General features: G+C 40.9%; 15 protein-coding genes and 1 riboswitch. Of the genes, 6 read left to right on the forward strand and 9 right to left on the reverse strand.

The genetic code is table 11. The features are described 5' to 3' along the window. Positions 1-132: 132 nt before the first annotated feature. The 5 genes from BWI44_RS12985 to BWI44_RS13005 all read left to right on the forward strand — a co-directional run bounded on the left by BWI44_RS12985 (position 133) and on the right by BWI44_RS13005 (position 5,793). On the forward strand, positions 133-984 hold the full coding sequence (locus BWI44_RS12985; RefSeq protein ID WP_286814492.1) for an exodeoxyribonuclease X C-terminal domain-containing protein: 852 nt from the start codon (positions 133-135) through the stop codon (positions 982-984). Positions 985-1,038: 54 nt separating this feature from the next. Continuing rightward, positions 1,039-1,133: riboswitch (TPP riboswitch) on the forward strand. A 61-nt stretch (positions 1,134-1,194) separates the two neighbouring features. Continuing rightward, positions 1,195-1,815 (forward strand): thiamine phosphate synthase, encoded by a 621-nt coding sequence (locus BWI44_RS12990; protein WP_007659630.1) that lies wholly within the window; start codon positions 1,195-1,197, stop codon positions 1,813-1,815. Positions 1,816-1,832: 17 nt separating this feature from the next. Next, entirely contained in the window at positions 1,833-3,530 is a 1,698-nt protein-coding gene (thiC, locus tag BWI44_RS12995) for a phosphomethylpyrimidine synthase ThiC (RefSeq protein WP_278707019.1), read from the forward strand. 104 nt (positions 3,531-3,634) lie between these two features. Then, entirely contained in the window at positions 3,635-4,408 is a 774-nt protein-coding gene (locus BWI44_RS13000; RefSeq protein ID WP_286814494.1) for a sulfide-dependent adenosine diphosphate thiazole synthase, read from the forward strand. Between the two features lie 251 nt (positions 4,409-4,659). Further along, the gene (locus tag BWI44_RS13005; protein ID WP_286814496.1) at positions 4,660-5,793 is read left to right on the forward strand and encodes a DUF4934 domain-containing protein; all 1,134 of its coding nucleotides are present in this window, start codon (positions 4,660-4,662) and stop codon (positions 5,791-5,793) included. 34 nt (positions 5,794-5,827) lie between these two features. Here BWI44_RS13005 and BWI44_RS13010 read toward each other — a convergent pair whose 3' ends face one another. The 4 genes from BWI44_RS13010 to BWI44_RS13025 all read right to left on the reverse strand — a co-directional run bounded on the left by BWI44_RS13010 (position 5,828) and on the right by BWI44_RS13025 (position 10,459). After that, a complete protein-coding gene (locus BWI44_RS13010) occupies positions 5,828-6,430 on the reverse strand; it encodes a thiamine phosphate synthase (RefSeq protein WP_286814498.1) in 603 nt (200 codons plus the stop codon). Between the two features lie 4 nt (positions 6,431-6,434). Continuing rightward, positions 6,435-7,253 (reverse strand): bifunctional hydroxymethylpyrimidine kinase/phosphomethylpyrimidine kinase, encoded by an 819-nt coding sequence (gene thiD, locus BWI44_RS13015; RefSeq protein ID WP_286814500.1) that lies wholly within the window; start codon positions 7,251-7,253, stop codon positions 6,435-6,437. A gap of 8 nt (positions 7,254-7,261) precedes the next feature. Continuing rightward, positions 7,262-8,317, reverse strand: a complete 1,056-nt coding sequence (locus BWI44_RS13020) for a Gfo/Idh/MocA family oxidoreductase (protein ID WP_118423576.1) — start codon at positions 8,315-8,317, stop codon at positions 7,262-7,264. 111 nt (positions 8,318-8,428) lie between these two features. Next, the gene (locus BWI44_RS13025) at positions 8,429-10,459 is read right to left on the reverse strand and encodes a DUF3858 domain-containing protein (protein ID WP_286814503.1); all 2,031 of its coding nucleotides are present in this window, start codon (positions 10,457-10,459) and stop codon (positions 8,429-8,431) included. Between the two features lie 254 nt (positions 10,460-10,713). On the opposite strand from BWI44_RS13025, the gene BWI44_RS13030 reads away from it, so the two are divergent. Continuing rightward, positions 10,714-12,084, forward strand: coding sequence for a glycoside hydrolase family 28 protein (locus tag BWI44_RS13030; protein WP_195209916.1), 1,371 nt, complete (start codon positions 10,714-10,716; stop codon positions 12,082-12,084). Between the two features lie 44 nt (positions 12,085-12,128). Here BWI44_RS13030 and BWI44_RS13035 read toward each other — a convergent pair whose 3' ends face one another. The 5 genes from BWI44_RS13035 to BWI44_RS13055 all read right to left on the reverse strand — a co-directional run bounded on the left by BWI44_RS13035 (position 12,129) and on the right by BWI44_RS13055 (position 24,153). Next, entirely contained in the window at positions 12,129-16,133 is a 4,005-nt protein-coding gene (locus BWI44_RS13035) for a hybrid sensor histidine kinase/response regulator transcription factor (RefSeq protein ID WP_118296153.1), read from the reverse strand. Positions 16,134-16,241: 108 nt separating this feature from the next. Continuing rightward, positions 16,242-18,632, reverse strand: coding sequence for a hypothetical protein (locus BWI44_RS13040; RefSeq protein ID WP_195209915.1), 2,391 nt, complete (start codon positions 18,630-18,632; stop codon positions 16,242-16,244). Between the two features lie 11 nt (positions 18,633-18,643). Next, entirely contained in the window at positions 18,644-20,905 is a 2,262-nt protein-coding gene (locus tag BWI44_RS13045) for a hypothetical protein (RefSeq protein WP_195209914.1), read from the reverse strand. Positions 20,906-20,923: 18 nt separating this feature from the next. After that, on the reverse strand, positions 20,924-22,180 hold the full coding sequence (locus tag BWI44_RS13050; protein ID WP_022208584.1) for a DUF5013 domain-containing protein: 1,257 nt from the start codon (positions 22,178-22,180) through the stop codon (positions 20,924-20,926). 23 nt (positions 22,181-22,203) lie between these two features. Then, positions 22,204-24,153, reverse strand: coding sequence for a RagB/SusD family nutrient uptake outer membrane protein (locus BWI44_RS13055; protein ID WP_195209913.1), 1,950 nt, complete (start codon positions 24,151-24,153; stop codon positions 22,204-22,206). Positions 24,154-24,162 lie beyond the last annotated feature (9 nt).

Genomic DNA, 24,162 nt, shown 5'->3' on the forward strand with positions numbered 1-24,162 from the left:
GATAGTACGGAGCAAGTATGGCTCTGATACAATCCAGGTACGGTGCAGATACAAAAGAAACCTAAACTTTTCCATACAGAGTTTGATTATTCGCCCGAAAAATCTTATATTTGAATAAATAACTCAATGCTTATGGCAAATCCGATTATTCCGGGAATACCCGAAGCAGAACAAGGGCTGTTGTATCAGAAACTAAACGAATACAACCGGGGAAGAACATCTTACAAAGATGCAGGTGCTTATCTGGTGGTGTTGCCCCATCCTGGCTATCCCCGTTACTCATTATGGGTTTATTCTCCACTACCCGAACGCCAGTCTATTTTTTACATTCAAGACCTTTCTACAAATATCCATGAAAGTCTGCGGGTAGCAAGCAGTCTATGTTATTACTCTCCCCGCTGCATGCTATTGGTGGAGTATAATGCTAAACGTATGCAAAGCAAGGGAGACGATATCATTGCTTTCGGGAAGTATCGCGGACATTTTCTGCACGAGATTTTCCGCATCGGCCCGAGTTATGTAAGTTGGATTGCCTATAAATTCACGCCCCGCATTCCTAAACAGGAACGTTTCGTAGAAATAGCCCGGATATACCATTCCGTTCATCTGGATATTCAGAAACGGCAGGCAAGGCAGAAATATTCTACCAGCCGCTTCCTGGGCAAGGAAGGAGATAAAGTAGAGAATCTAACACTGAAAGTACTGCGTGTACGGTTGGAAGACGATCCTTACAAAACAATGGTCAAAGGAACAACTCCCTATTTTTATGTCCGACAAATACTGACGCTGGAAGATTCTATCGGTAATCTGGTTACTTTCCGGATAAGCTCCCGTACGGCAAGCCGTGAATCGGGACAAGTACCCGGTACAGAGCATGCTTTCCAACCCGGTGAGACGGTATTTATCGTCTCAGCGCGTATCTCATGTACCTTTGCTTCGGGAAACAAGCAATATACACGACTGAATTATGTTAAGTTTAAATAATCATAAAAGATAGGCCGGTCTCTTTCCTGTTAAGAACATTCGTCCTTACTTTACCGGTAGAAAAGGGGGTGCTATAAATATAGCTGAGATTATACCCAATGAACCTGATACGGTTAGTACCGTCGAAGGGAATTTTTCTTCTTATCTTCTTACTATTCGTTTATACTACTGCCCCTTTCTGCAAGTATAATTTCTAAATTCAGAGTTTGAATGTTTGACGTACAATTCATTACGCATTTTACGGCATCTATTTCTTATCCGGACTCCGCACGTATAGCTCTCGAAGGAGGTTGCCGCTGGGTACAACTTCGGATGAAAGACGTTTCCGAAGAAGAACTGAAAAACACAGCCATGCACGTGCAGGAACTCTGCCGCCAATACGGGGCTACCTTCATCATTGATGATCGTGTAGATCTGGTGAAAGAAATTGGTGCGGACGGTGTCCACTTAGGAAAACTGGATATGCCGATAAAAGAAGCAAGGAAAATGCTGGGCAAAGGGTTTATTATCGGTGGAACTGCCAACACATTCGCGGACATCAGGCAACACGTTGCCGATGGTGCCGACTACATAGGTTGCGGCCCTTTCCGTTTCACAACTACCAAGCAAAAGTTATCACCTATCTTGGGACTGGACGGCTACCGCTCCATACTCGTACAAATGCAGGAGGAAGGTCTAACCATCCCTATTGTTGCTATCGGTGGAATCACACGCGAAGACATTCCATCCCTGAAAGCATTAGGACTGAGCGGGATAGCACTGAGCGGCGGTATTCTGAAAGCTGAGAATCCTGTACTTGAAATGGAGACAATTATACGACTGACCCAATAGCAATCAATTAGTGAACCATGGAAGATAAAACAAAAATTACTTATCCCGAATCCGAGAAAGTCTATATGCAGGGGCAACTCTATCCTTACCTGAAGGTGGGGATGCGAAAAGTGAACCTCACCCCTACCGTAGTAGTGGAAAACGGGAAGAAAGTCATGACGGAGAATACCCCCGTCTACATCTATGACACAAGTGGTGCATACAGTGATCCAAACCTGAAAGTAGACTTAAAGAAAGGTCTGCCACGCCTCCGCGAACCGTGGATACAGGAACGGGAAGTTGAACGACTACCGGAAATCAGTTCCGAATATGGAAAGATGCGCCTGGCGGATAAAAGTCTCGATCCCTTACGTTTCGACCATATCACCTTGCCCTATCGTGCAAAGGAAGGAAAAAAGATTACCCAAATGTATTATGCTAAACAGGGTATTGTTACCCCGGAAATGGAATATGTAGCTATCCGTGAAAACATGAACTGCAAAGAACTGGGTATAGATACTTACATCACACCTGAGTTTGTAAGGGAAGAGATTGCAGCAGGGCGTGCAGCATTGCCTGCTAATATCAACCATCCTGAGGCAGAACCTATGATCATCGGTTCAAAGTTTCTTGTAAAGATCAATACCAATATTGGAAATTCGGCTACTTCCTCTACCATTGAAGAAGAGGTAGAAAAAGCCGTTTGGAGTTGCAAATGGGGTGGAGACACATTGATGGATTTATCTACAGGAGAGAACATCCACGAAACCCGCGAATGGATCATCCGTAATTGTCCCGTTCCGGTAGGTACAGTCCCTATGTATCAGGCTATGGAAAAAGTACGCGGAAAAGCGGAAAACCTTACTTGGGAGTTATTCCGGGATACACTGCTCGAGCAGTGTGAACAAGGAGTGGATTATTTTACAATTCATTGCGGCATACGCCTGAAGAATATCCATTATGCTAACGAACGCCTTTGCGGAATGGTGAGTCGTGGTGGCAGTATCATTTCACAATGGTGCAAAGTACATCAAAAGGAAAGTTTCCTGTATGAGCATTTTGATGATATATGTGATATATGTGCACAATATGATGTGGCACTCTCTTTAGGAGACGGTTTACGTCCCGGAGCGATTCGTGATGCCAATGACCGGGCCCAGTTTGCTGAGTTGGACACAATGGGCGAACTCGTAGAGCGTGCCTGGGCGAAGAATGTACAGGCATTTATCGAAGGTCCCGGTCATGTGCCGATGCATAAGATCAGAGAGAATATGGACCGGCAGATAGAAAAATGCCACGGAGCACCATTTTATACCCTCGGTCCGCTGGTAACGGATATTGCACCGGGATACGACCATATCACAAGTGCCATCGGCGCAGCACAAATCGGTTGGTACGGAACAGCAATGCTTTGCTATGTAACCCCGAAAGAACATCTCGCTCTGCCTCAAAAAGAAGATGTCCGTATAGGAGTGGTCACTTATAAAATAGCTGCACATGCTGCGGATCTTGCCAAAGGCCATCCGGGTGCGGAGATCCGGGACGATGCCCTGAGTAAAGCCCGCTACGAGTTCCGCTGGAAAGACCAGTTTAATCTGAGTTTGGACCCGGAACGTGCCTTGCAATATTACAAGGAAGCAAACCATCTGAACGGGAAGTACTGCACGATGTGCGGACCTAACTTCTGCGCCATGCGAATCAGCCAAGGGCTGAGGGATTGCGAAACCAGCTACTAGATACAAGCTACAAGATACGAGTCGCTGTACCAATATACGGTGATACTCGTAGCTTGTAACTAGTAGGCAGTAGCTCCTCCATAACTTTTTAAACTTATAAGAACATGATTGAAACAAAAGTATCCAAAGGTATCATTAGTACCTATTTTGAGAAATTAGAAAGAAACCTTGATCTGGATGTCGCCATTGTAGGTGGTGGTCCGTCGGGTATCGTAGCTGCTTACTATCTGGCAAAGGCCGGATTGAAAGTAGCACAGTTTGACCGTAAACTTGCCCCCGGCGGTGGCATGTGGGGTGGCGCTATGATGTTCAACCAGATTGTAATTCAGGAAGAAGCTATTGATATTATAAAAGAATTCAATATCAATCACGAGAAGTATGAAGACGGGCTCTATGTAATGGACTCTGTGGAAAGTACTTCCGCATTGCTTTACCATGCCGTACATACAGGAGCCACCGTATTCAACTGCTATTCTGTAGAAGATGTCATTTTCAAAAATAACACAGTAAATGGAGTAGTCGTAAACTGGACTCCCGTATTGCGCGAAGGCATGCACGTAGACCCACTGAACATCCTTGCCAAAATAGTAGTGGACGGAACAGGACACGACAGCGAAATCGCCGCTACCGTGGCACGCAAAAATGGCAGCCGCCTGGCTACCGAAACAGGTGGTGTGATTGGTGAACGTTCACTGGACGTAATTGCAGGAGAAGAAGAAGTAGTAAACGGTACAAAAGAAATTTATCCGGGACTGTACGTTTGCGGTATGGCAGCTTCTGCCGTTTCGGGAACTCCACGCATGGGCCCTATCTTCGGTGGCATGTTGATGTCAGGTAAAAAGGTTGCTGAAGAGATTATTGCAAAGTTGAAGAAATAAATCTTTCATAGACTATTTTTCCATATATACCGGGCGAGCGATTATCCGTTTCTACGACGTCACATACAATTGATAGAGACGAAAATCTTTCGCCCGTATATTGTTTTATCCTTTTGTGACCTTGCTAAATCTATTTTTCTTATCAGGTGTTATTTTCTCCGGCAGAAATTATCAATGAACAACAAAATTATATAATTTTGTTTCCTACGAACACTTTGATAAATATTTAGCAAATTTATTACTGACACATCATGAAATATTTCTTCTTTTTAGCAGTAAGTATATTACTAGCCTCATGCAGGAATAATAATACGGGTAGTAATACTCAAAATAATATTTTACAGGCAGATCTGCAGCCCTCGACACTATCCATACATGAAATTTTTGACAGTATTCAGGTAATTCCCCTGGAAACTACAGATAGTTGTCTGCTGAGAGCCCCTGTAAAAGTCACTACCGGTAACAACAGAAACTATATCCTCGACTGGAAAAGTTTCCAGGTATTTGTATTCGATGACGAAGGGCACTTCCTGCACACTATCGGCAAAAAAGGACAAGGTCCCGGAGAGTATCGGGAAGTTTATGACATGATTGTGGATGAAAGCCGGAAACAGGTAAAGTTGCTTTCACCTTTCGGTAGTTTATATGTTTATGATCTGGAAGGGCAATTCATTAAGCAGATACGATTACCGGATAAAAGTAATTACCAGTCTATGGTAGCGATGGGAGACAAAATCATAACATGGACAATTCCCAATGGCAGCGACGAACCGTGTATCACCATTGTGAAAGCAGATACCGGAGAAGAGGTGAACAGTTTATGGAAAGGACCACGCATTCTGAATTCCGTAGCACCAGGCTGTTTCTATACTTATCATAAGAAAAGCTACTTTGCTCCTGCTTTTCACAATAATGAGGTCTATGAAATTACGGAAGATAGCCTGCTATTAGCTTATAAATGGAATTTTGGCGAAGACAACATCGATATCTCCAGCTATAAATTTACTTTTACCGATGGCAATCAGGCAGAAGAAGGACGGCTTCTAACCCTATATCTGAAAGAGAATGCGATACCTTATTTACTAAGATCACAATATCAGAATGAAAAATTCTTTTATGCCGGATTATCATACGGTTGGTTTCCGAATCTGACTTTAAAGAATCTTTTTTACCGGAAGAGCGATGGAAAGAGTTTCTTATTCAAGGACACCCAAGAGGGGATACTGATCAGGCCGGAAGCTTTTGAAGATGAATATATCATGCAGTTTTCTTTCAATGAAGAATTCGAAGCGTATCAATCCGTATTGGCTCCGGAAGAATATCAGAAATTGATGTCCCGGCAGGAGGATGATAACCCTTGCCTCATTAAATTATACTTCAAATAAGAAACCGGCTACCATTTTCATGGAAAGAAAAAGATTATTCTGCACAATGTTTCAGTTTTCTGAAATGGGTAAGCAGTTGTTCGGTGTCTTCCCATGCATGATAACGATTCCAAATATCGCCCAATAAAGCAGCACCACCGAAACCTAAAGATTTGATTTCTGCAAGGTTTGCTTCACTGATCCCACCCAGAGCAATCACTTTTTCATTGATAATGCCTTTTTCTTGCGCTTGTCTCAGTGCCTCTGTTGAATAGCCCGAACGATATCCTTGTTTGGAAATACTGTCGTAAACGGGGCTCATGAGTACATAATCAAACCGAGGTGTTGTGGTTTCCACCTCTTCCAAGCTATGACAGGCACGACTTAATAGTCCATGGTAATTTTCAGGTGCTTCCGGATGACGGGAATTCAGGTGAATCCCTCCTAAAGAATACTTCTCTTTCAGAAGGAAGAAGTCATGAATAACAATCCGGTTTCTATATTCCATCGGGATTTCCTGTAGAAGACTTTCCACTTCATAGATTTCAGCCTCCGGCTTACGTAAATGCAATAAATCCAGTCCTGCCTTAAAAAGTTCAGTGAGGATACGCGCCTCACCCGGAAGAAAGTCCGGAGATGTAATGATAATGAGTTTCATGTCTTTATTTGTTATTTACAGGACTTATCAAAGACGGGAAATGCCATAAAGGACCATTCCCCTGCCCTATATGCAAATCTTTTCCGGCTTCGATAGCACAAGAAATGTATTCCTTGGCTTGCTCCACAGCTTCATACAAAGATGCTCCTTGTGCCAGGAATGTAGCAATTGCAGATGAAAGTGTACACCCTGTACCATGCAGATTGCCGGAACGGATGCGATTGCTGCCAAAGATATTCAGCTGATTTCCATCATAAAGCACATCACACATTTCATTACCCTTCAAATGACCTCCTTTAATAAGAAAAGCACAGTGATACTTTTCAAACAAGCAGCATGCAGCACCCTCCATTTCATCAACCGTATGAACAGGTTGCTGTAGCAGAACTTCTGTTTCGTGTAAATTAGGAGTAACAAGAGACACTTCCGGAAGCAATAGCGTGCAAATAGCTTCCACTGCCTCATCCGTCATCAGATTGTGCCCACTGGTAGAAACCATTACCGGATCGAGAACCACCTGCTGGGGTGAATATTGATGTAACAACCGTGCTATTTCACTAATAATCTCCACATTTCCGGTCATACCTATCTTAATGGCATCCGGCCGTAAATCTTCCATCACGGCCTGCATCTGCTTACCTACCAGTTCTGCCGGCACAGGATGCACAGCTTGCACACCTAATGTATTCTGCACAGTGATTGCAGTGATTGCAGTAGCAGCATATCCGCCCAATGCGGAGATAGTCTTTATATCCGCCTGTATGCCTGCACCACCGGAACTGTCGGAACCGGCAACGGAAAGAACAATCGCTTTTTTATCCATAAGTCAGGTTATAATCTGATAACACTTCCTGTCCGACTACTTTCCCAAGCCGCTTCAATCAGCCGGATAACACCAAGAACTCCGCGGGCATCACTTTGCAAGACCTCTCCTTTACGGACATGCTGATAAATATTCTCATAGAAAGCAGCATAGTTACCAGGAAGGGTTGGATAGGATTCACGCACCACATCCCCATTCTTTTCCGTATGAAGTATTCCCCACTGGGATTTATCTTCCTCTCCCCAATGCGGAGTATCCGGCAGTATGCCTTTAGTTAGATCTGCTTCCTGAGGATCAAGACCGTACTTCACATACGAACCTTCCGTGCCATGAAGCACAAAGCGAGGTTCATTCTCACACATCAGATAACTGGCTTTCAGTGTAATCTTCACTTCCGGCGCATGGGCAGGTTTCAGTAAGTGGATAATGAAGTAATCATCCACTTTACCACCAGTACGCAAAGTTGCAATATCGGCAAATACAGCTTCGGGCATACCGAACAACTGCACAGCCTGATCTATGACGTGGGCACCCAGATTATAAGTCAGGCCTCCGCCACTCTCCCCGGTTTCTTTCCAGGTATTGGGTTTGATGAAATTCCGGTAACGGGGAAAGGTGGATTCAAATTCTACCAAACGACCTAACAGACCTTTGTCCAATATTTCTTTCACGGTCAGGAAGTCGCAATCCCAACGGCGATTCTGGTAAACGCTCAGGGTTAACCCTTTTTCCGCAGCAAGAGCCACAAGTTCTTCCCCTTCTTCTACGGTAGTAGTGAAAGGCTTTTCCACAATAACATGCTTTCCGCCTTCGAGAGCACGACGGGCATATTCATAATGGGAACTATCCGGAGTATTTACAACAACCAGTTCCAGCTCCTCCATCCCTATTAATTCTTCAAAACTACGCACAATACGGGATTGTGGATATTTCACCTTCGACAATTCCTTGCTGCGTTCCGTAATCGCAGTCAACTCAAAATGGGGATTGGTGGAAATAAAAGGAGCATGAAACACCTGCCCCGACATTCCGAAAGCGGCCAATCCAGTTTTTATCTTATCCATATAAATTTCTTTTTCTTGCAGCAAAACTAATGAAATTATCATTTATTTGCCACATAAAACAATGACTATATCACAATCCTTGCAAGATTTATCATCTGCATTTGTACACTGTTATAGTTTTTTTAGTACAATGAGAGCCTGATTCATCTCAACGGCCTTATTCCATATTTCCTGCAACTGGCTATAATACTCGGAAGGCATAACAGAGGAATTCAAACTGAATGAATAGTTCACAATGACATTGTTTCCGTTTCTTTGAATCATATATTTGCATTGCAGTTTACCATCTTCAGTCTTCACTACTTGCGAGTGAGGTATTTCTTCCACTTCATATCCTTCGGGAAGCGTCAGTGCACAAGAGAGATTCAACCGATACAGATAGGGAAACTCAACCGGAAGAATTCGCTCCGACTGTATAAAAGGATTCTTGGTCAACTGCGGGAATAGCATCGGATTGATATAGATGTGGTCCTCCGACTTCTCTGCTTCAAGTATAAAATCAAAATCTTCCTGTATGGTTACAAAGTCATCTTCCATCTCTGTTCGTTTCAGATTGCTGATAGCCAGCTTTTCTTTAACCAATTCCTGCTTATTTACAAGAGAGTCTTTGGTCTGATACTCTTTCCTATATTCCAAAGCATCATATCCCTTCAGAATAGTAGTCCGGCGCCCCGTTATCTGATTTCCCTGAGCATTCGCACTAATCTTCATAAAAATCTGGTTGGTAGGTATCTCCTGCAAATTCACCCACTTCTTATTTTCAGGTATATCTGCAGAAAGTATACGTGCTTTAGTTACAGACAATTCAACGGGCAGCACATTAAGAGCCGGTACATCCATCGAGCCATCCAAATAAACATATTTACCTCTAACCTCATCATAAATAGCAACCACAAAAGTGTTCAACTTCTGAAGGGAAGGAAAACTGACCGGCAACATTCCTACAGAGCGTCGACTCATGACAACAGGATAAGCTTTGATACCAAAGCTTTTGAGCATGCCGATAAATATAAAATTTAAATCAGCGTTACTACCGGTTCCGGTCTTAAGTACTTTATCCAGATTTTCGCTATACAATTTATATTCTCCATTCCATGAAAACTTCTGCTTTAGCAATTGGAATGTTCCTATTACTTTTTTGTTAAAATCCAAATTGCCTGAACGGCTAAGTTCCCGAATCTCTTCAATATATGGATTCCGCCACAACAAGTTCGCACCGAAACTCTTACTCTCTTCCCTGGTCAGTTGCTTGTCCACATCTTCCCAGTTCTGGCTATAAGGCTTATAGTCTTCACCCGGATAATTAGTGCCTTGCAGATCGAAACTGACCTGTATTTTATAGTCCTCCGGGCACCAACAGAAAGATTCATCCTGACGGATAGCAGGCAAATTCCGGGAGGTGAATGTTAGTTTCCGTGCCGAAATAGAAAAGTCATGGGCAACTCTTGCTACACCACTTGTCGTATGTTGCTTAGCCTGCATCGAACTTTTCTCTTCCAAGACATCTATATATTGACGGCCTCTGAACTCAACATTGTATACAAATACATGAGGAATGGTTATTTCATATTGGTTGTATACTACAGGAAGTTCTTCCTGCATCATCCAGTTTTCTATGTGCACAGAATAATCAGAAACCACTTTATAATGATACTCTATAACCGTTCCAACCTTGACAGTAGGCAACGAAAACTTTAAGACTTTGTAATAGGTATTCACCCGTTCATTAGAAACCAGCTCCCGCTTCAGGCGAGTCTTAGTCATTTTCCTATTTTCCAGATTATAAGAGCATCCGTCCAAGTTCAAAATACCATCTTTCTCTTTATCTCTGTCAGAAGGTGCATAGTAAGGAATAGCCACATCTGCATGTGATACTCCCTGCGGTTTCAATATCTTAATACGCACCCAATGTTCCGTAAACAACCGAAAACCATCATCGTAAGTAAAGCCACTCTTACCCTTATGAAATAAATAAACTGCAGTTGCAGTGGTATCAGGGACATATGCAGTCAATGCCAACTCTTCCTTGGAGGGTCTACCATACTTTAAATCAGGCTCAATTACAGTAGTAGCTTTTTGTGCGAAAGCTATCGGAAAGCACAAGAAAATAAACACGTAGAATATGAACAACTTGTTTTTCATAATTTGACTTTTTGAGGTTACCAATTATACAAAAGTAATAATTAATACAATACAGCAGTAACTATCTCATAAAAAATAAAGACTCATTACCTTGTAACTTCGCAAGCATGTCATCAAATTGAAGATTGCAAATTTAAGATTCTGACTTCTATAACCCTAAGAAATTGGATATTAAACTAAATTCTTACATGAAAATCATACTAATTAGGTAAGAAACAAGTATTTTTGCCGCACACATTATTTATATAAATACCATGAAGAAAATTATTTTTTGGGTCTGTCTGTTCCCTATCCTCTGGACAGCATGCAACAATACCGCTACTCCCCGCAAAGAATCCGGTGAATGGGCAAGGGTTCCCGAAATCCTGAAAAAGATTGTTCCCCCTACGTTTCCGGACAGCATATATGACGTAACTGCCTATGGAGCAAAGAGTGATACGACTTTCGACAGCCGTCCTGCCATACTGGAAGCCGTCAACCAATGCAATCAAAACGGTGGTGGCACTGTACTCATTCCTGCCGGAAACTATTTCAGCAAAGGTTCCATCCTTCTGAAAAGTAACGTGAATCTACACGTAGCCGAAGGTGCACGCCTGGAATTCTCCACCGTAGCTTCCGACTATCTCCCCATGGTATTGACCAAATGGGAAGGAACAGAATGTTTCAACTACTCCCCTTTCATCTATGCATATCAATGTACCAACATTGCCCTGACCGGTAAAGGTACGATTGATGGAAACGGGGCTATAACATTCAACGGCTGGCATGCATTGCAAGGGCCTGCTGTGAATCGTCTGCGTCAAATGGGCAGCGACTCCATTCCGGTATACGAACGTGTATTTGGAGAAGGGCATTACCTGCGCCCCTGCATGATACAGTTCTACGGCTGCAAAAATGTACTGGTGGAAGATGTGCAAATCTACGATTCTCCCTTCTGGATCATTCATCCTGTATTCTGCGATAATGTCACCGTACGCAATGTATATATAGACAGCAACAACTACAATAACGATGGCTGCGACCCGGAATCAAGCACCAACGTACTGATTGAAAACATGGACTTCAACGTGGGGGATGATGGTATCGCCATCAAATCTGGGCGCGACCAGGACGGTTGGCGCATCGGACAGGCTACGGAGAACGTAATTATCCGGAATTGCCACTTCGCCCGATGGGCTATTACCATCGGTAGTGAAATGTCCGGCGGAGTACGGAATATTTTTATCGAGGATTGCAAGATAGACAGTTGCCGCAACGGAATTTACTTCAAATCAAATTTGGACCGTGGCGGATACTTCGAGAATCTGAATATGCGCCGGATAGAAGCGAATGTCTGCCTGTGGGGAGTGATTAATTTCCGTACGAACTACCACGGATACCGCGGTGGAAATCATCCGACACTCTTCCGTAATATCTGTATAGAAGATGTGACTTGTAACTGTGTAGATAGCGTAGCACTTATGGCAAATGGATTACCGGAAGCCAAACTATACAACATTACCCTGCGGAATATAAAGGTGAAGAAAGCACCGAAAGCCATACAGATGGACAATGTAGTGAACTTAACACTCGAAAACGTTGAGGTGAACGGAAAACAGATTACTTCTGCTGAGCAAACTGATTAACAACAGAAAGGATTATATCCCCATGTCCAAAACATGGGGATATTTCATTTATTCTTATTCAACTTAATAAACTCACTGGGAGTAATTCCAAATTGCTTCATGAAACATGAGGTAAAATATGAAGTGGTAGAAAATCCTAAACTCTCAGCAACTTCATTGATCCGAAGATCACCTTTAGCCAACATTTCAGCAGCCTTCTTTAATCGGCATAAACGGATAAAGTCATTAGGTGCCAAAGAAGTGATAGCTTTCACTTTTCTATAAAGTGTAGATACACTCATATTCATATATTCAGCCAGACTTTCAACCGACAAACAGGAATCAGACAAATTATTCATCACATAATCATTCATCTTGCCAATAAATTTCTCATCTATACTGTTAGACGCGACACTTATGAGATGTGCATGAGGTGAGCGGACAAATGTAGAACGGATAAGCTCTCTGTTAGCTAAAAGATTTGAAACCTGAGCCAGTAAATGCTCTGTAGAGAACGGCTTCTCTATATAGGCATCAGCTTTCGATTCCAGTACATCAATATGGGCCTGTAAAGAAACTTTAGCTGTTAATACAATAATAGGAATATGACAATATTTTATATTTGTTTTGACAGACTTACACAATTCAATTCCATCCATTACCGGCATCATCAAATCACTAATAATCAGCGATACTACATGACTTTCCAATATTTCCAATGCTTGTTTTCCATTATCGGCAACCAACACATTATATTGTGGGGTTAATTCTTCACAAACAAACTGACGCAATTCCACTTCATCATCAACCACCAGTACATTATACATACTCTTATGCATATAGTCTTTATTTCCTTCTACAGAAGAGGTTTCCTTATAAAAAGGAGAATGTCCCGGCTCTGCAACATCATGCTGTTCCAAGGGTAAATCAAGCACAAAGGAATTCATCTCAGTAATGGAATTATCAAGATAAAAAGCGCCATTATGCATCTCGGCCAGTGATTTAGCTAAAGGCAACCCTAATCCGGAACCTTTTGCCGGTACTCTTGCATCTTCTCCGAAATACTGGAAAAAAGGTTTAAAAATGTCTGTTGTCACATCTTTTGGGATTCTTTCTCCATCATTATTCACCCTAATCCGAACAATAGAATTGTCTTCTTTCTGTATACTCACTAAAGATACCTCAACAATATGGTCACAGAATTTAATCGCATTGTTCAACATATTACTTAATATCTTTATCAAAGCCTCTTTATCAGCTATTATTTCACATCCCTCATCAGGCATGGAAAAATGAAAATCAATACATCTGGTTTGAGCTATCGGAGTAAAACGGCTATAAGTCTCTTCAAGTAGTTGTTTGATATCCAGTTTTACAAAACTCATCAAGAAGGTAGAAGACTCTATCTTTCTGAAATCAAGTAGCTGATTTACCAGATCGAGCAAACGCTGAGTATTCTTACTCATAACAGCTATATTTTCATTCTCAGCAAGTTTCTTTTCTCCCGACTTTATTATACGGTTCAGTGACCCCATTATTAATGTCAAAGGAGTTCTTATTTCATGAGTAATATTTGTAAAGAAACTAATCTTAGCCTGAAGAATTTCCTTATACTTCTCGTTCTGTAACATTTCTATCTGATGTCGTTCTTTCTCTTTGAGTTTTCTTCTATATCTGATGAAAAACCAAGTAAATGTAGTAAAGATAATAAGAACATACAAGAAATATGCAAACGGCATACTCCAGAATGGAGGTTTTACAATGATAGCCAATGAAGAAGCTTCGCCAGTCCATGTTCCGCTTTCTCTTGAAGCTTGTACACGAAGGGTGTATTTCCCCGGTGGTAACTTTGTATAATACAATTTCTTAGGTCCTTGACTAACAATCCATTCATGATCTAACCCTTCAAGCTTATATCTATACCATACATCCTGAGAAATAGAATAAGTAGGTATAGCAAAATCAATACTAAAAGTAGACTGATCATAACGCAATGTTATTTTAACTGTAAAAATAATCGATTGTTTCAAAGGAGAATCCGGTTGATAGGTCTCTATCTCTTTATTAAATAACTGAAAACCTGTAAAGAATACTTTTAATGGTTCTGATACCTTTATAAAATTCTCTGGCGAGAAAGCTATCATTCCTTTCAATGAGCCAAAATAAATATTGCCTATTCGATCCTGATAGCCGGAATTATAATTAAATTGATCTATCGGCAATCCATTCGACGTTGTAAACCTGCTTAAAGCTTTCAGCTCAGGATCATAATGCAATAAGCCATTCGAAGTAGTCACCCATAACATTCCTGTGGCATCCTCTATAATCTGATAAATAATTTGTCCGGAATAATCCAGTTTAGATAAAGTCTGAGTAAATGTCCCATCTGTCCTGTCATAAAGAAAAAGCCCGTTTCCTTCAGTACCAATCCATAAACGCTTCCGAGAATCTTCGAAGATAGTAGTGATATAGTTACTTATGAATGGCATTGTCTTAACTGTTATCTTCTCATGTATCCCATTATATTTAAATGTAAACAATCCTCTCCCCATTGTAACAACCCATAAAGTATGATCTAAATCCTCATAAATGGAATGTACAAGTCCCCAGTCCAGTTGCGGAACAATTTCAAATCTATTCTTTGACTCTACATAGCGGTATAACCCTCCCATTGTACCAACCAATATTTCATTAAAAGAAGTCTTCCTGAAACAAACGATCCCATTAACCAATAATCCGGAACCAGTATTCTCACTACAGAAATGATTGATTATATTTTGCGACTTCAAATCAAACAGGTAGATACCACTATCAAAAGTTCCAATCCATATCATATTCTTATCAACCAGCAAGCATTGTATATTTTTGGAAATGGGACGTCCGTCCCATTTCAGATTAGTCAATGCCCTGAATACTTTTGTCTTGGTATCAAAATAGCATAACCCTCCATCTTCAGTTCCTACCCATAAATTTCCTTCCACATCCGGATGAATTTCACGAATAACATTTGCCTTTATACTTCCTTTTTCATCTTTCGGCAGATACTTATCAAACAATGTATTATTACTCGACAAGTAATTCACACCACCAAAAAAAGTCCCTACCCAAATACCTTCTTCACGATCTTTCAACAACATATGAACAGCATTATCAGAAAGCGAATAAGCATCATTATACGACTTCTGTAAATGATCAATAAATCCCAAATCCAATTGATAGATATGAATGCCTGACTCTGTACCAAACCAGAATTCATCTTTATTCCGTTGAATAGCCGTATGGATATAAATAGGATTATTCTGAGAATCATTGCTAAACAAGACTTTAACTTCACCATTGTTAGGGGAAAAACGCCTGGCCCCAATACGATCTGTAGTCACAACCAAGTCTCCATTACTACATTCCAGAATCCGATAAAGTAGAATATGTTTTGTTTTCTCTTCTTTTGTCAATATAGGATAAGACGAAAACTCCATGCGTTGAGGGTTAAACAAATAGATATTACCATCCAGACCTAATACCCACACACTACCGGACTGAGTCACTGTTATCCCTGTAGGCACAAAGAAATCAGATGCAGCAAAAAACTTATGATTTCCATTTTTTACATCCAAGCAATATATGCCCTTGGAATTTATAACCCAAAGGTTTCCCTGCTTGTCAAAAACTAAATTATCTATTAAACCTTCAATTGTCAAGTCAGCACTGACAAACGGAGCAAAAGTATCCTTCTCCGGATTGTAAATACATAAACCATCTGAAGTTCCTAACCAGAGAGAACCATCCGGTGCTTCCGCCAGAGCAAGAACTGTATTATTGGGAAGAGAATTGGGCTGTTCCGGATCGGCCACATAGTTCTTAAACTTTGTACCATCGAACCTATTCAGACCAACTTTCGTACCAAACCACAGGAAACCTCTACGATCTTGAACTGCACAGAAAACAGTTTGCTGAGAAAGCCCGTTCTCTTTGTCATATCGCTTAAAATAATAGTTTTCGGCAAAAAGGTTAGTTACTACCAAAGAGAGAAAAATTAGTAATAACGCTATTTCTTTTTTCTTTATGAGCATAACTATACAATATGATTCATTGAAAGTGATCTACAAATATACACAAAACAGACTACTCCCTCAACAATAGATGGTTCTTTTCCGATCATATATCAGACCAAAGCCATTCTATCTATGGAGAGGTTTTCCACCTACTCCATAGATTGTCAATCTACTGCGAAGTTCAGGTAAACTCATATCAATCTGAGATAGATCTTTTTTTCCGAAAGCTTCTTCCAGATTAACAATCGGCTCAATGTTCGCAATGCTTGCCCATGGGAGCCACAAGGATACAGACCTGAAAGCTAAATCAGCAACATTAGTTGCTTCTGGCATAAATGCACGATATTTATAATTCATTCTACCGTCAAAGTCTGTATTCAGTTTCGTATTATTCTGTAAGAGTTTTGCCATATGTAAATAGAGTTCATTTCCGGTTTTGATATACAATTTATACATTTCATAAAACATATAAGCTATAAAATTATCAGCACCCGAATGTCCCGTAGCAATAATAGAAAACCCTGTAATACCTCCTTTAACAAAAGGATTCTTTTTGGCATCCATTGCATCTCGGTTAGGAATGGCAAAATCATAACAATACGTCCAGCTCATAGCACAGTTTGCAGCATGTTCTGCCGCTTTCAGATATTTCAGATCCCCTGTCAGTTCATGTATAGCATTGAATCCGTAGAGAGCAAATATGGCTGCCTCTTTATCAACAGTATTAGGATTGTCTGGAGTTCCACCTACATATTTCCCTAATTTCAAATACAGTTCATTGTAAGAGAAATCAGCAGCTTTGATTGCAGCTTCTTTATATTTAGTCTCTCCGGTATGTTCAAACATCTTCACCAGGAATCTAATAGCCACCGGAGTATTCAATTTAGAAGTCCCATGAGTATTCCTATCCCCTCCCGTCTCAACATCACCATTCGTCTTATATGCTCTATAAAAAGAACCGTCTTCATTTTGTTTCTTCACCAAATTAGAAGCAACCCTTTTAAGAGCTTGATTCCACGCTTCCTGAGGTTCATTGTGAGCCACAGAAATACGATAGGCATCCAGTAGTCCTTCCATACCATCTACAAAACATCGAAGAAAACTTGGATATTCCCGCCTTTGTCCGGCTGTGGCATTATCAGCAGGATCCCACCATACAGTGGGGAAATAAGTTTTCATGATGGCATCAGAAATCCAGAAATCAACCATTGATTTACCTTTCCCCTTAGTCTCTGAATCATGATGATCCAGACCATAACGATACATGTGATATCCAACGGCTATTTGTTGTCCCACAAAACCCATTTGAAAAGATATCCCTTCAGTGTTTGTACCATCAGGTAAATCAAGTGACCATGGTAAACCTGCCGCTTTTATGTTTCCCTTTCCCAACATCCGATATTCAGCTTTAAAAAGTTCTATATTCTGCCGGTAGATTTCATCCATATTCATATCCACGATTGTCGGCTCTTCCGTTTTATAGCCCATACCAAACGCATACATCATAGCTTCATTATAATTATCCTTTTTATCAGGAATCAAGGCTACAGAATAGCTATGTATATTGCCCTCTTTCACCGAATGGTATCTTTTGGACCATATAGTCTTTGCATCCCTTTTTCTTCCGGCAACTTCATACGTTCTGGGCCCTTCTGCACACGGATAATGAAAATCCACCGACAATAAAGGATATATAGAGTAACCTATTGAACCATATTGTAACGCATCATTCACCTCATAGAATGTTCCACCACCAGGATTTTGTCCGACATCTATCCTAGGATTATAATGCATGAGGGTTAAAGTAGTTCCTGTTATCTTTTCCCGAAGCATAGCCAGCGGCAGTCCCGTACGCGTTTCTTTTACATACATCCGGTCAGTATTCAGGTCAGCAGCAACCGCATCCTCTCTTACTTCAGAGGTATTTCTATATAAAACAGAAGGAATAAAATACTCGAAATCATTGTTATCAGACGAACGAATCCCGGTTTGAAATGAAATTGTACTGGCAAATCCGACATCCTCTACCCGCGCTTCTTTCACCTTCACATCTCTATATATCCCAAATACCCCATCCTTTAATAAAGTATACTTATCTTCTACAATAAATACAGACCCTTTTTCCGTGTTGACACTGGCTGTAGCACAAAAGCCATATTTCTTTCTTATGACCTGATAATAAGGTTGCTTATAATCAGTTTCGATATATTCCCCCGTTGGTAAAGTATCACTTCCCCGGACAGTGATCCATGCAGGCAGTTCTTGGCTTCCCACTATCCCTTTACCATTCTGTAAAAATACAGCAAAACCTTCATCCCCTTCTCTTAGTATAAGGGAATAATCACCATTTTTAATGATTTTCTCTGTACCACTTTCTTCTATACATTCCTGAGAAATAGTTTTCAAATCACTTTTCCCGATCATGGCATGATAATGGCAGGATATGCCCAATAGACAAAATCCTGATATCATCAGTATCCGGAATACAACCTTTCTTATTCTTCTATCTTTTTCCATAAGCTCCTGAATTAATATATTATTCCCTGATGTGCAGCATATACCGCATCTTTCCGTCTCAATGTAGATAAAGATTCTGTTCCTATACGTTCTATATCCATATCTCCATAAGCATCCCGTATCTTGAACAATGGATCTAAAGCAGATGCAGTAACCCAGGGTAGCCACAAATTTACTCCATCTCCCCAACGGGTGACCAATCTTAAGGCTTCCGTCTGCAATCCTCGATAAGCATACCCCAACGTACCATCATAATCCATAGTCTGTTTCGTATTTTTCTCCAATAGCCGGGCAATATGCAGGAAATACTCATCGCCTATCAAAACATAGAGTCTCAGGTATTCAAAAGAATTATATGAAAGTCCACAATCTGCTCCGGAATGTCCGGTGGAAATGATTGTAATTCCAACAGTAGTCTTTTTGCTATCCCAAGCCATGAGGTTATTTCCTCCAGCCGCCGGAATATTCCAGGCATACATATAGGTTACAGTGTAATAAGCCGCTTGGGATGCTCCTTCAAGCCATTTTTTATCTTTGGTTAAATCGTACAAACAAAGGAAAGCCTCAATAATCTTTTGCCCGGACTCACGGTCTTTTACATACGGATTATCAATTACACTTCCCACATATTTATAGGGTTCATGAATCTCGCGATAGCAAAATTCTCCGGCTTTAACAGCAGCTGTCTTATAGCATTCTTCCTTAGTAACTATATACATGTAAGTAAGAAAACGAATCAGATTGGAAGTAAGTAGTTTACCCGAATCTATAGAAGTCCCGCCATTGTCAAAAGCTTTGTCCCAGCTACCATCAGCATGTTGTCGGCTCACCATCCAGTCAGCTGACCGCCGGCAATAATCCAACCAATTAGTTTTACTTCCGGGAAAATGTTTTTCAGCATGCGACCATGCTAAAATCATAGCCTCCAATCCACCTTGCATATTACGTAAGTCATTATGATTACGAAAGAAATTCCAAGGAGATATATCCCACCATATCCGTGGCATCCCATTAGGTGCCGAACTGTTCTCCGCCCAGAAATCAAGTATCTGCTCTCCTTTATCCGTATAGATGGGATTATTGGTTTCCAAGCCTTTCCGGTAAAGATAATATGCGCAAGGAATCTGCATCCCCACAAATCCCATAGAATAAGAAATCTCATTCACTTCCCCACTTGGAAGATGTACGGAGAAAGGAAAACCGGGGGCATCATTATCTTTCAGCCAATAACGATCTAAAACCTCCAAGCCGTAATTCATTACATCTTCGTTATCCACCTCCAATACTTCAGGATTGTACAGATTGAACGTCGCTTTCCAGTGTTCCTCAAGCGCTTTTGGGAAAGCTACTTCTTTCTTAAATTGCAATTCCAGCATATAGGCATGCTCTACACCAACCCGTACAGGATGACTCCGACGCGCCCAACGTCTTTCACGACTTCCACCTCCGTCTGCATAAGTATGCTCACCTTCAGAACCAGGAAAGCAATATACTAATGCAGGACTTTGGCTTGCCAAATAAAAACCCAATGAGCCGAAATGCATATCCGCATTTACCAGATGATCCATTCCCACCTCTTCCTTAAAAGTAACCGGATTTAGATTATAGTCTGCCAAAGCAACAGATACCTCCGAACTTTTATTTCTGAACATGGCCAGAGGTAATCCCATACGTTCCTCACGAGCCAGTATCCAATCATGAGTAAAATCTACGCCTATGGAGGATTCACTTAAATTAGATTCATCTTTATATATGAGAGAAGGTATGAAATATTCGCATCCGGTAATAGCTTGTTGTACTTCATTCCGTACCATAAAGTAAGAGTTAAACGCATGATCCTTACCGGAAGCTTTCATGACATCTACTACTCTCGACAAGCGTAATTTATCTTCATTCTCCGCCACCGTATATACATCTGTCACTTCAAAATCAGAACCGGAGTCCGTGATTATCCTGGCTTTACAAACCAATCGATCATTTTGTTTTTCTGCTTCCTGATACGCTGCCCTGTACCATTTAGACGACTGTACACCTACTGGGAATACCTCTAAACACACAATCGCTTCATCGACAGGTATATATTTCTGCCCCCATCCTGCTATTGTTACTGTATAACCCGTATTCTCTTTCCAGGCGAGCATAAGTTCCGGATTACCGGAACCTATACTAATATTTTCATTATGAACCGGGCCTGGAGGCTCCTCTGTTAAATCATCATTATCTGAACATCCTGCATTCAGCATCAGGCAAAAAACAACTGCTATAATTTTCATTATTTTATTGTTCATATTCTAAATTGCATAGATAGTAAATGCTGTAAATGATAATGCATTCGTTTCTCCACCCGGGAAATTGACTACATATCCCATACTAACTTCCGTTTCTTGTTCCAAAGTTATATTAAGTGGCATGGAAACACGACTTGCAGGATCTCCACAATCACTCTGGGCTATAATACTCGGACTTTTCCATTCAATTCCTTTACCTTTTGCTACAACAAAGAAAGCACGGTCTTTTCCACCTTCATTTTCAATATCCCACCAATTGAAACCACGGGTAGCTATAAACAGGTATTTTCCTGCAGGCAAAGTGAATGTCTGATAAACAGCCCCCTGTAAGGCAGTAGGATTCCCCCAGTTCTCAGCACACATAAACAAGCGGTCACTCCAACCGTCATACATTGTATACTGTACGGCTGCGTTAGATGTTAACCAGTCTGAAAGGATGCCACGGCGAGAATCCGGAAAATAGGAAACAACATTAAACGGCTGTTTATAATTCTTTAGATATTGATTCGTAATATCATCAAACTCTTCCGGAATCCCAGTAATTTCTTTCGTTTCTGAGAAAAGATAATAATCAGGAATGTTCTCCAACTCAAGTGCCACACGATAAAAAGCATTGTCTCTGTAATTCTCTTTATAGCCGGTACGATATTTTATCGCATCTATAGACACCGTCAGTTCTCCGTCACCGCTAAAATTAGCATCCACTTCCTGTTCGGCAACAACCGGACTTTTACTGTTTACAAAGTGGTTAATACCTAAATAAATACGAGCTTTCACTATACGTGGAGCAGGCTTACTCGTTCCGGAAACTTTCTTTACCTTAAACTTGGCAACAATGTTAATGCCTTCCAATTTTGCATCCAAATCAGATATCTCATAATAAGGTGTGATGTGAAAATCCTGACGTACATCCTTTTTCAGATCATAATAAATAGAATCATATCCTACTGTCCCAGCTGGAAACTCATTTATTTCAAACGGATACTTTACATTCCCTAAAGTTAGTTTATATTCTCCGGAATGTAGCAATTGCTGGTATGAACCATCAGCCAAAGTGTGCATTTTCGTTCCCCAGTCTACCTTGCCAAACCCTTCCTGGAAAAAGAGAAATATATCACGCGCATCATTACCATCACATAGAAATGGTTTATCATTATAGAGTAATTGCCCAGAGAAAGTTACGCTCGGCGCATCATAATTATCATACTCACAAGCAGTAAACAATATCGTAGCCAATAATAATATAATAATCTTCTTCATAATCAATTTACTATTAATAGGTTTTAGTGTTTCGGATTCTTCTCAATATACGGATTACCTTCTGTCATCGGATATTCTGCATAATACATATCTTGTCCGAACCGGATAGGTAATCCCTTCTCATTATCATTACCACGATGCTCAATATACACCCTTCGGAAAAGCCACTTTCCATCTTCCGGCTGTCCTGGAGCATACACTTTATAAGGCCACAAGCCAGTCATCCGGGCTGTCGAAGTATTCCAGTCACCCGACCATATCTGATCAGCAATACGCCACCTCTTCAGATCATAAAAACGATGATCCTCAAATGCCAACTCTATCTTACGCTCATTCTGCAAAAGTGCAAGTGTCAAATCTGAACTTTCAATACGGAAAGCAGTACCTCCGGCACGTTCTCTTACTTCATTCAGACAATCAGAAGACAACTGTAATGTATTGCTGCCTTTATAATTAGCAACACCAAGTTGATTAAGATAATAAGCAGCCTCAGCCGCATTAAGCAGAATCTCTCCATATCGGAAAATGATATACGGTACTGCGCTCTTTCCTGATGCTTCGGAACCAGTAACCGGATCTATATATTTACGCAACAAGAAACCTGTATGGCTGGTATAATAACTATTACGGATAGGACCGTCAATGCTGGTCAGTTGCTGCCCATTATAAAAGTTTTTGTCCGGATCGTATACATTCTCGATTAAATCCAGCATTTTCAAATCATAACCGGAAGCTGTTTTCACAGCCAGCCCTGCCTGTAATTGAATCTCTTTTCCCCTGAAATCCGCACCAGGCAGAATTACGGTTCCCCACAAACGCGGATCACGTCCTTCGAAAATACCCATCGGAGAATCATAAAGAATATAGTTATAAGCGGAAGTTTCATTTCCCATTGATTCGATAATCTCATTACCCACATAAGCATTCAGCTGTGATAAACCGGAATTTATAGTTTCAAAACTCTCGACCAAGTTTAACGTCGGGTTCACATGGCCACCAAAATTAGCAGTTGAACGTTGAGAACGAGGAATATTCCACACTGTAAAATTGTTTGGGAAATCAGTACTTCCATCATAATCACGAATGAGAATAAGTTCCGGATTATTCGTCTTGGATACAAACACATTATTAAAGTTCTCACCCAGACTGCTTCCAGTACCCTTTAGCAAAGAATACCGCCCTATTTCCTTTAGCTCCAGATAGGCGTCAATACAACTTTGCAGATATTCTGTTGCTTTATTCTTAGAGATTCCGACTGCTCCGCTTGTCAAGGTCAATCCCATTGTTTTACTTTTATCCTCATTATAGGCTAAAGTACCTGCATATAACATTGCACGTGACTTGAGTGCCAATGCAGAAGCCTTAGTGGCACGTGTAAGTAAGCTACTTCCCTGCGGAGCAATATCAAGCGCCTCTTTCACTTCATCCATTTCTGTCGCAACAAACTCATATACGGCTGCCTCTGTATCACGGGGTTTAGCATATTCTATCGGAGTAGTACTATAATCGTACACTTCTGTAATTAAAGGTACGCCTCCCAGATTTTTCACCATATTGAAGTAAGTAAATGCTCTTAGAAAACGTGCTTCACCGAGAAAATAAGCGCGTTGATTTTCAGGCAAATGCGAGGTTTTCTCTGACAAATTCCTGATATGCATATTGATGTCCCGTATCAGATTATAATCATAGTAATTACGGTAGGTACGACCAACATTACTCGAAAATTGCCAATAATAACTATTACTGGTAGCTTCATCCCACCTGCATATATCATAAGATTCATTATCCGAAGCGAAGTTCTGGTCCAACTTGATGCGCCCGTATAAATTTGCAGCAATACTACTGATACTGGCAACAGATGAATATGCTTGATCCTCGGATAATTCTTTGGGATCGTTCTGACTCAACCAGTCTTCACACGAGGTAAAGCTCAACAAAGCGACACATGCATATACTAATATTTTTGTTTTCATATTTATGCT

Source organism: Bacteroides sp. Phil13, from assembly GCF_001940965.1.
Classification (GTDB): Bacteria; Bacteroidota; Bacteroidia; order Bacteroidales; family Bacteroidaceae; genus Bacteroides; species Bacteroides intestinalis.

Excerpts from the sequence above, each read along its gene's own strand:
- BWI44_RS13035 (WP_118296153.1), bottom strand. The coding sequence starts at position 16,133 with ATGCTCATAAAGAAAAAAGAAATAGCGTTATTACTAATTTTTCTCTCT.
- BWI44_RS13020 (WP_118423576.1), bottom strand. The coding sequence starts at position 8,317 with ATGGATAAGATAAAAACTGGATTGGCCGCTTTCGGAATGTCGGGGCAG.
- BWI44_RS13050 (WP_022208584.1), bottom strand. The coding sequence starts at position 22,180 with ATGAAGAAGATTATTATATTATTATTGGCTACGATATTGTTTACTGCT.
- thiC (WP_278707019.1), top strand. The coding sequence starts at position 1,833 with ATGGAAGATAAAACAAAAATTACTTATCCCGAATCCGAGAAAGTCTAT.
- thiD (WP_286814500.1), bottom strand. The coding sequence starts at position 7,253 with ATGGATAAAAAAGCGATTGTTCTTTCCGTTGCCGGTTCCGACAGTTCC.
- BWI44_RS13055 (WP_195209913.1), bottom strand. The coding sequence starts at position 24,153 with ATGAAAACAAAAATATTAGTATATGCATGTGTCGCTTTGTTGAGCTTT.
- BWI44_RS13005 (WP_286814496.1), top strand. The coding sequence starts at position 4,660 with ATGAAATATTTCTTCTTTTTAGCAGTAAGTATATTACTAGCCTCATGC.
- BWI44_RS13010 (WP_286814498.1), bottom strand. The coding sequence starts at position 6,430 with ATGAAACTCATTATCATTACATCTCCGGACTTTCTTCCGGGTGAGGCG.
- BWI44_RS13000 (WP_286814494.1), top strand. The coding sequence starts at position 3,635 with ATGATTGAAACAAAAGTATCCAAAGGTATCATTAGTACCTATTTTGAG.
- BWI44_RS12985 (WP_286814492.1), top strand. The coding sequence starts at position 133 with ATGGCAAATCCGATTATTCCGGGAATACCCGAAGCAGAACAAGGGCTG.
- BWI44_RS12990 (WP_007659630.1), top strand. The coding sequence starts at position 1,195 with ATGTTTGACGTACAATTCATTACGCATTTTACGGCATCTATTTCTTAT.
- BWI44_RS13030 (WP_195209916.1), top strand. The coding sequence starts at position 10,714 with ATGAAGAAAATTATTTTTTGGGTCTGTCTGTTCCCTATCCTCTGGACA.
- BWI44_RS13025 (WP_286814503.1), bottom strand. The coding sequence starts at position 10,459 with ATGAAAAACAAGTTGTTCATATTCTACGTGTTTATTTTCTTGTGCTTT.
- BWI44_RS13045 (WP_195209914.1), bottom strand. The coding sequence starts at position 20,905 with ATGAAAATTATAGCAGTTGTTTTTTGCCTGATGCTGAATGCAGGATGT.
- BWI44_RS13040 (WP_195209915.1), bottom strand. The coding sequence starts at position 18,632 with ATGGAAAAAGATAGAAGAATAAGAAAGGTTGTATTCCGGATACTGATG.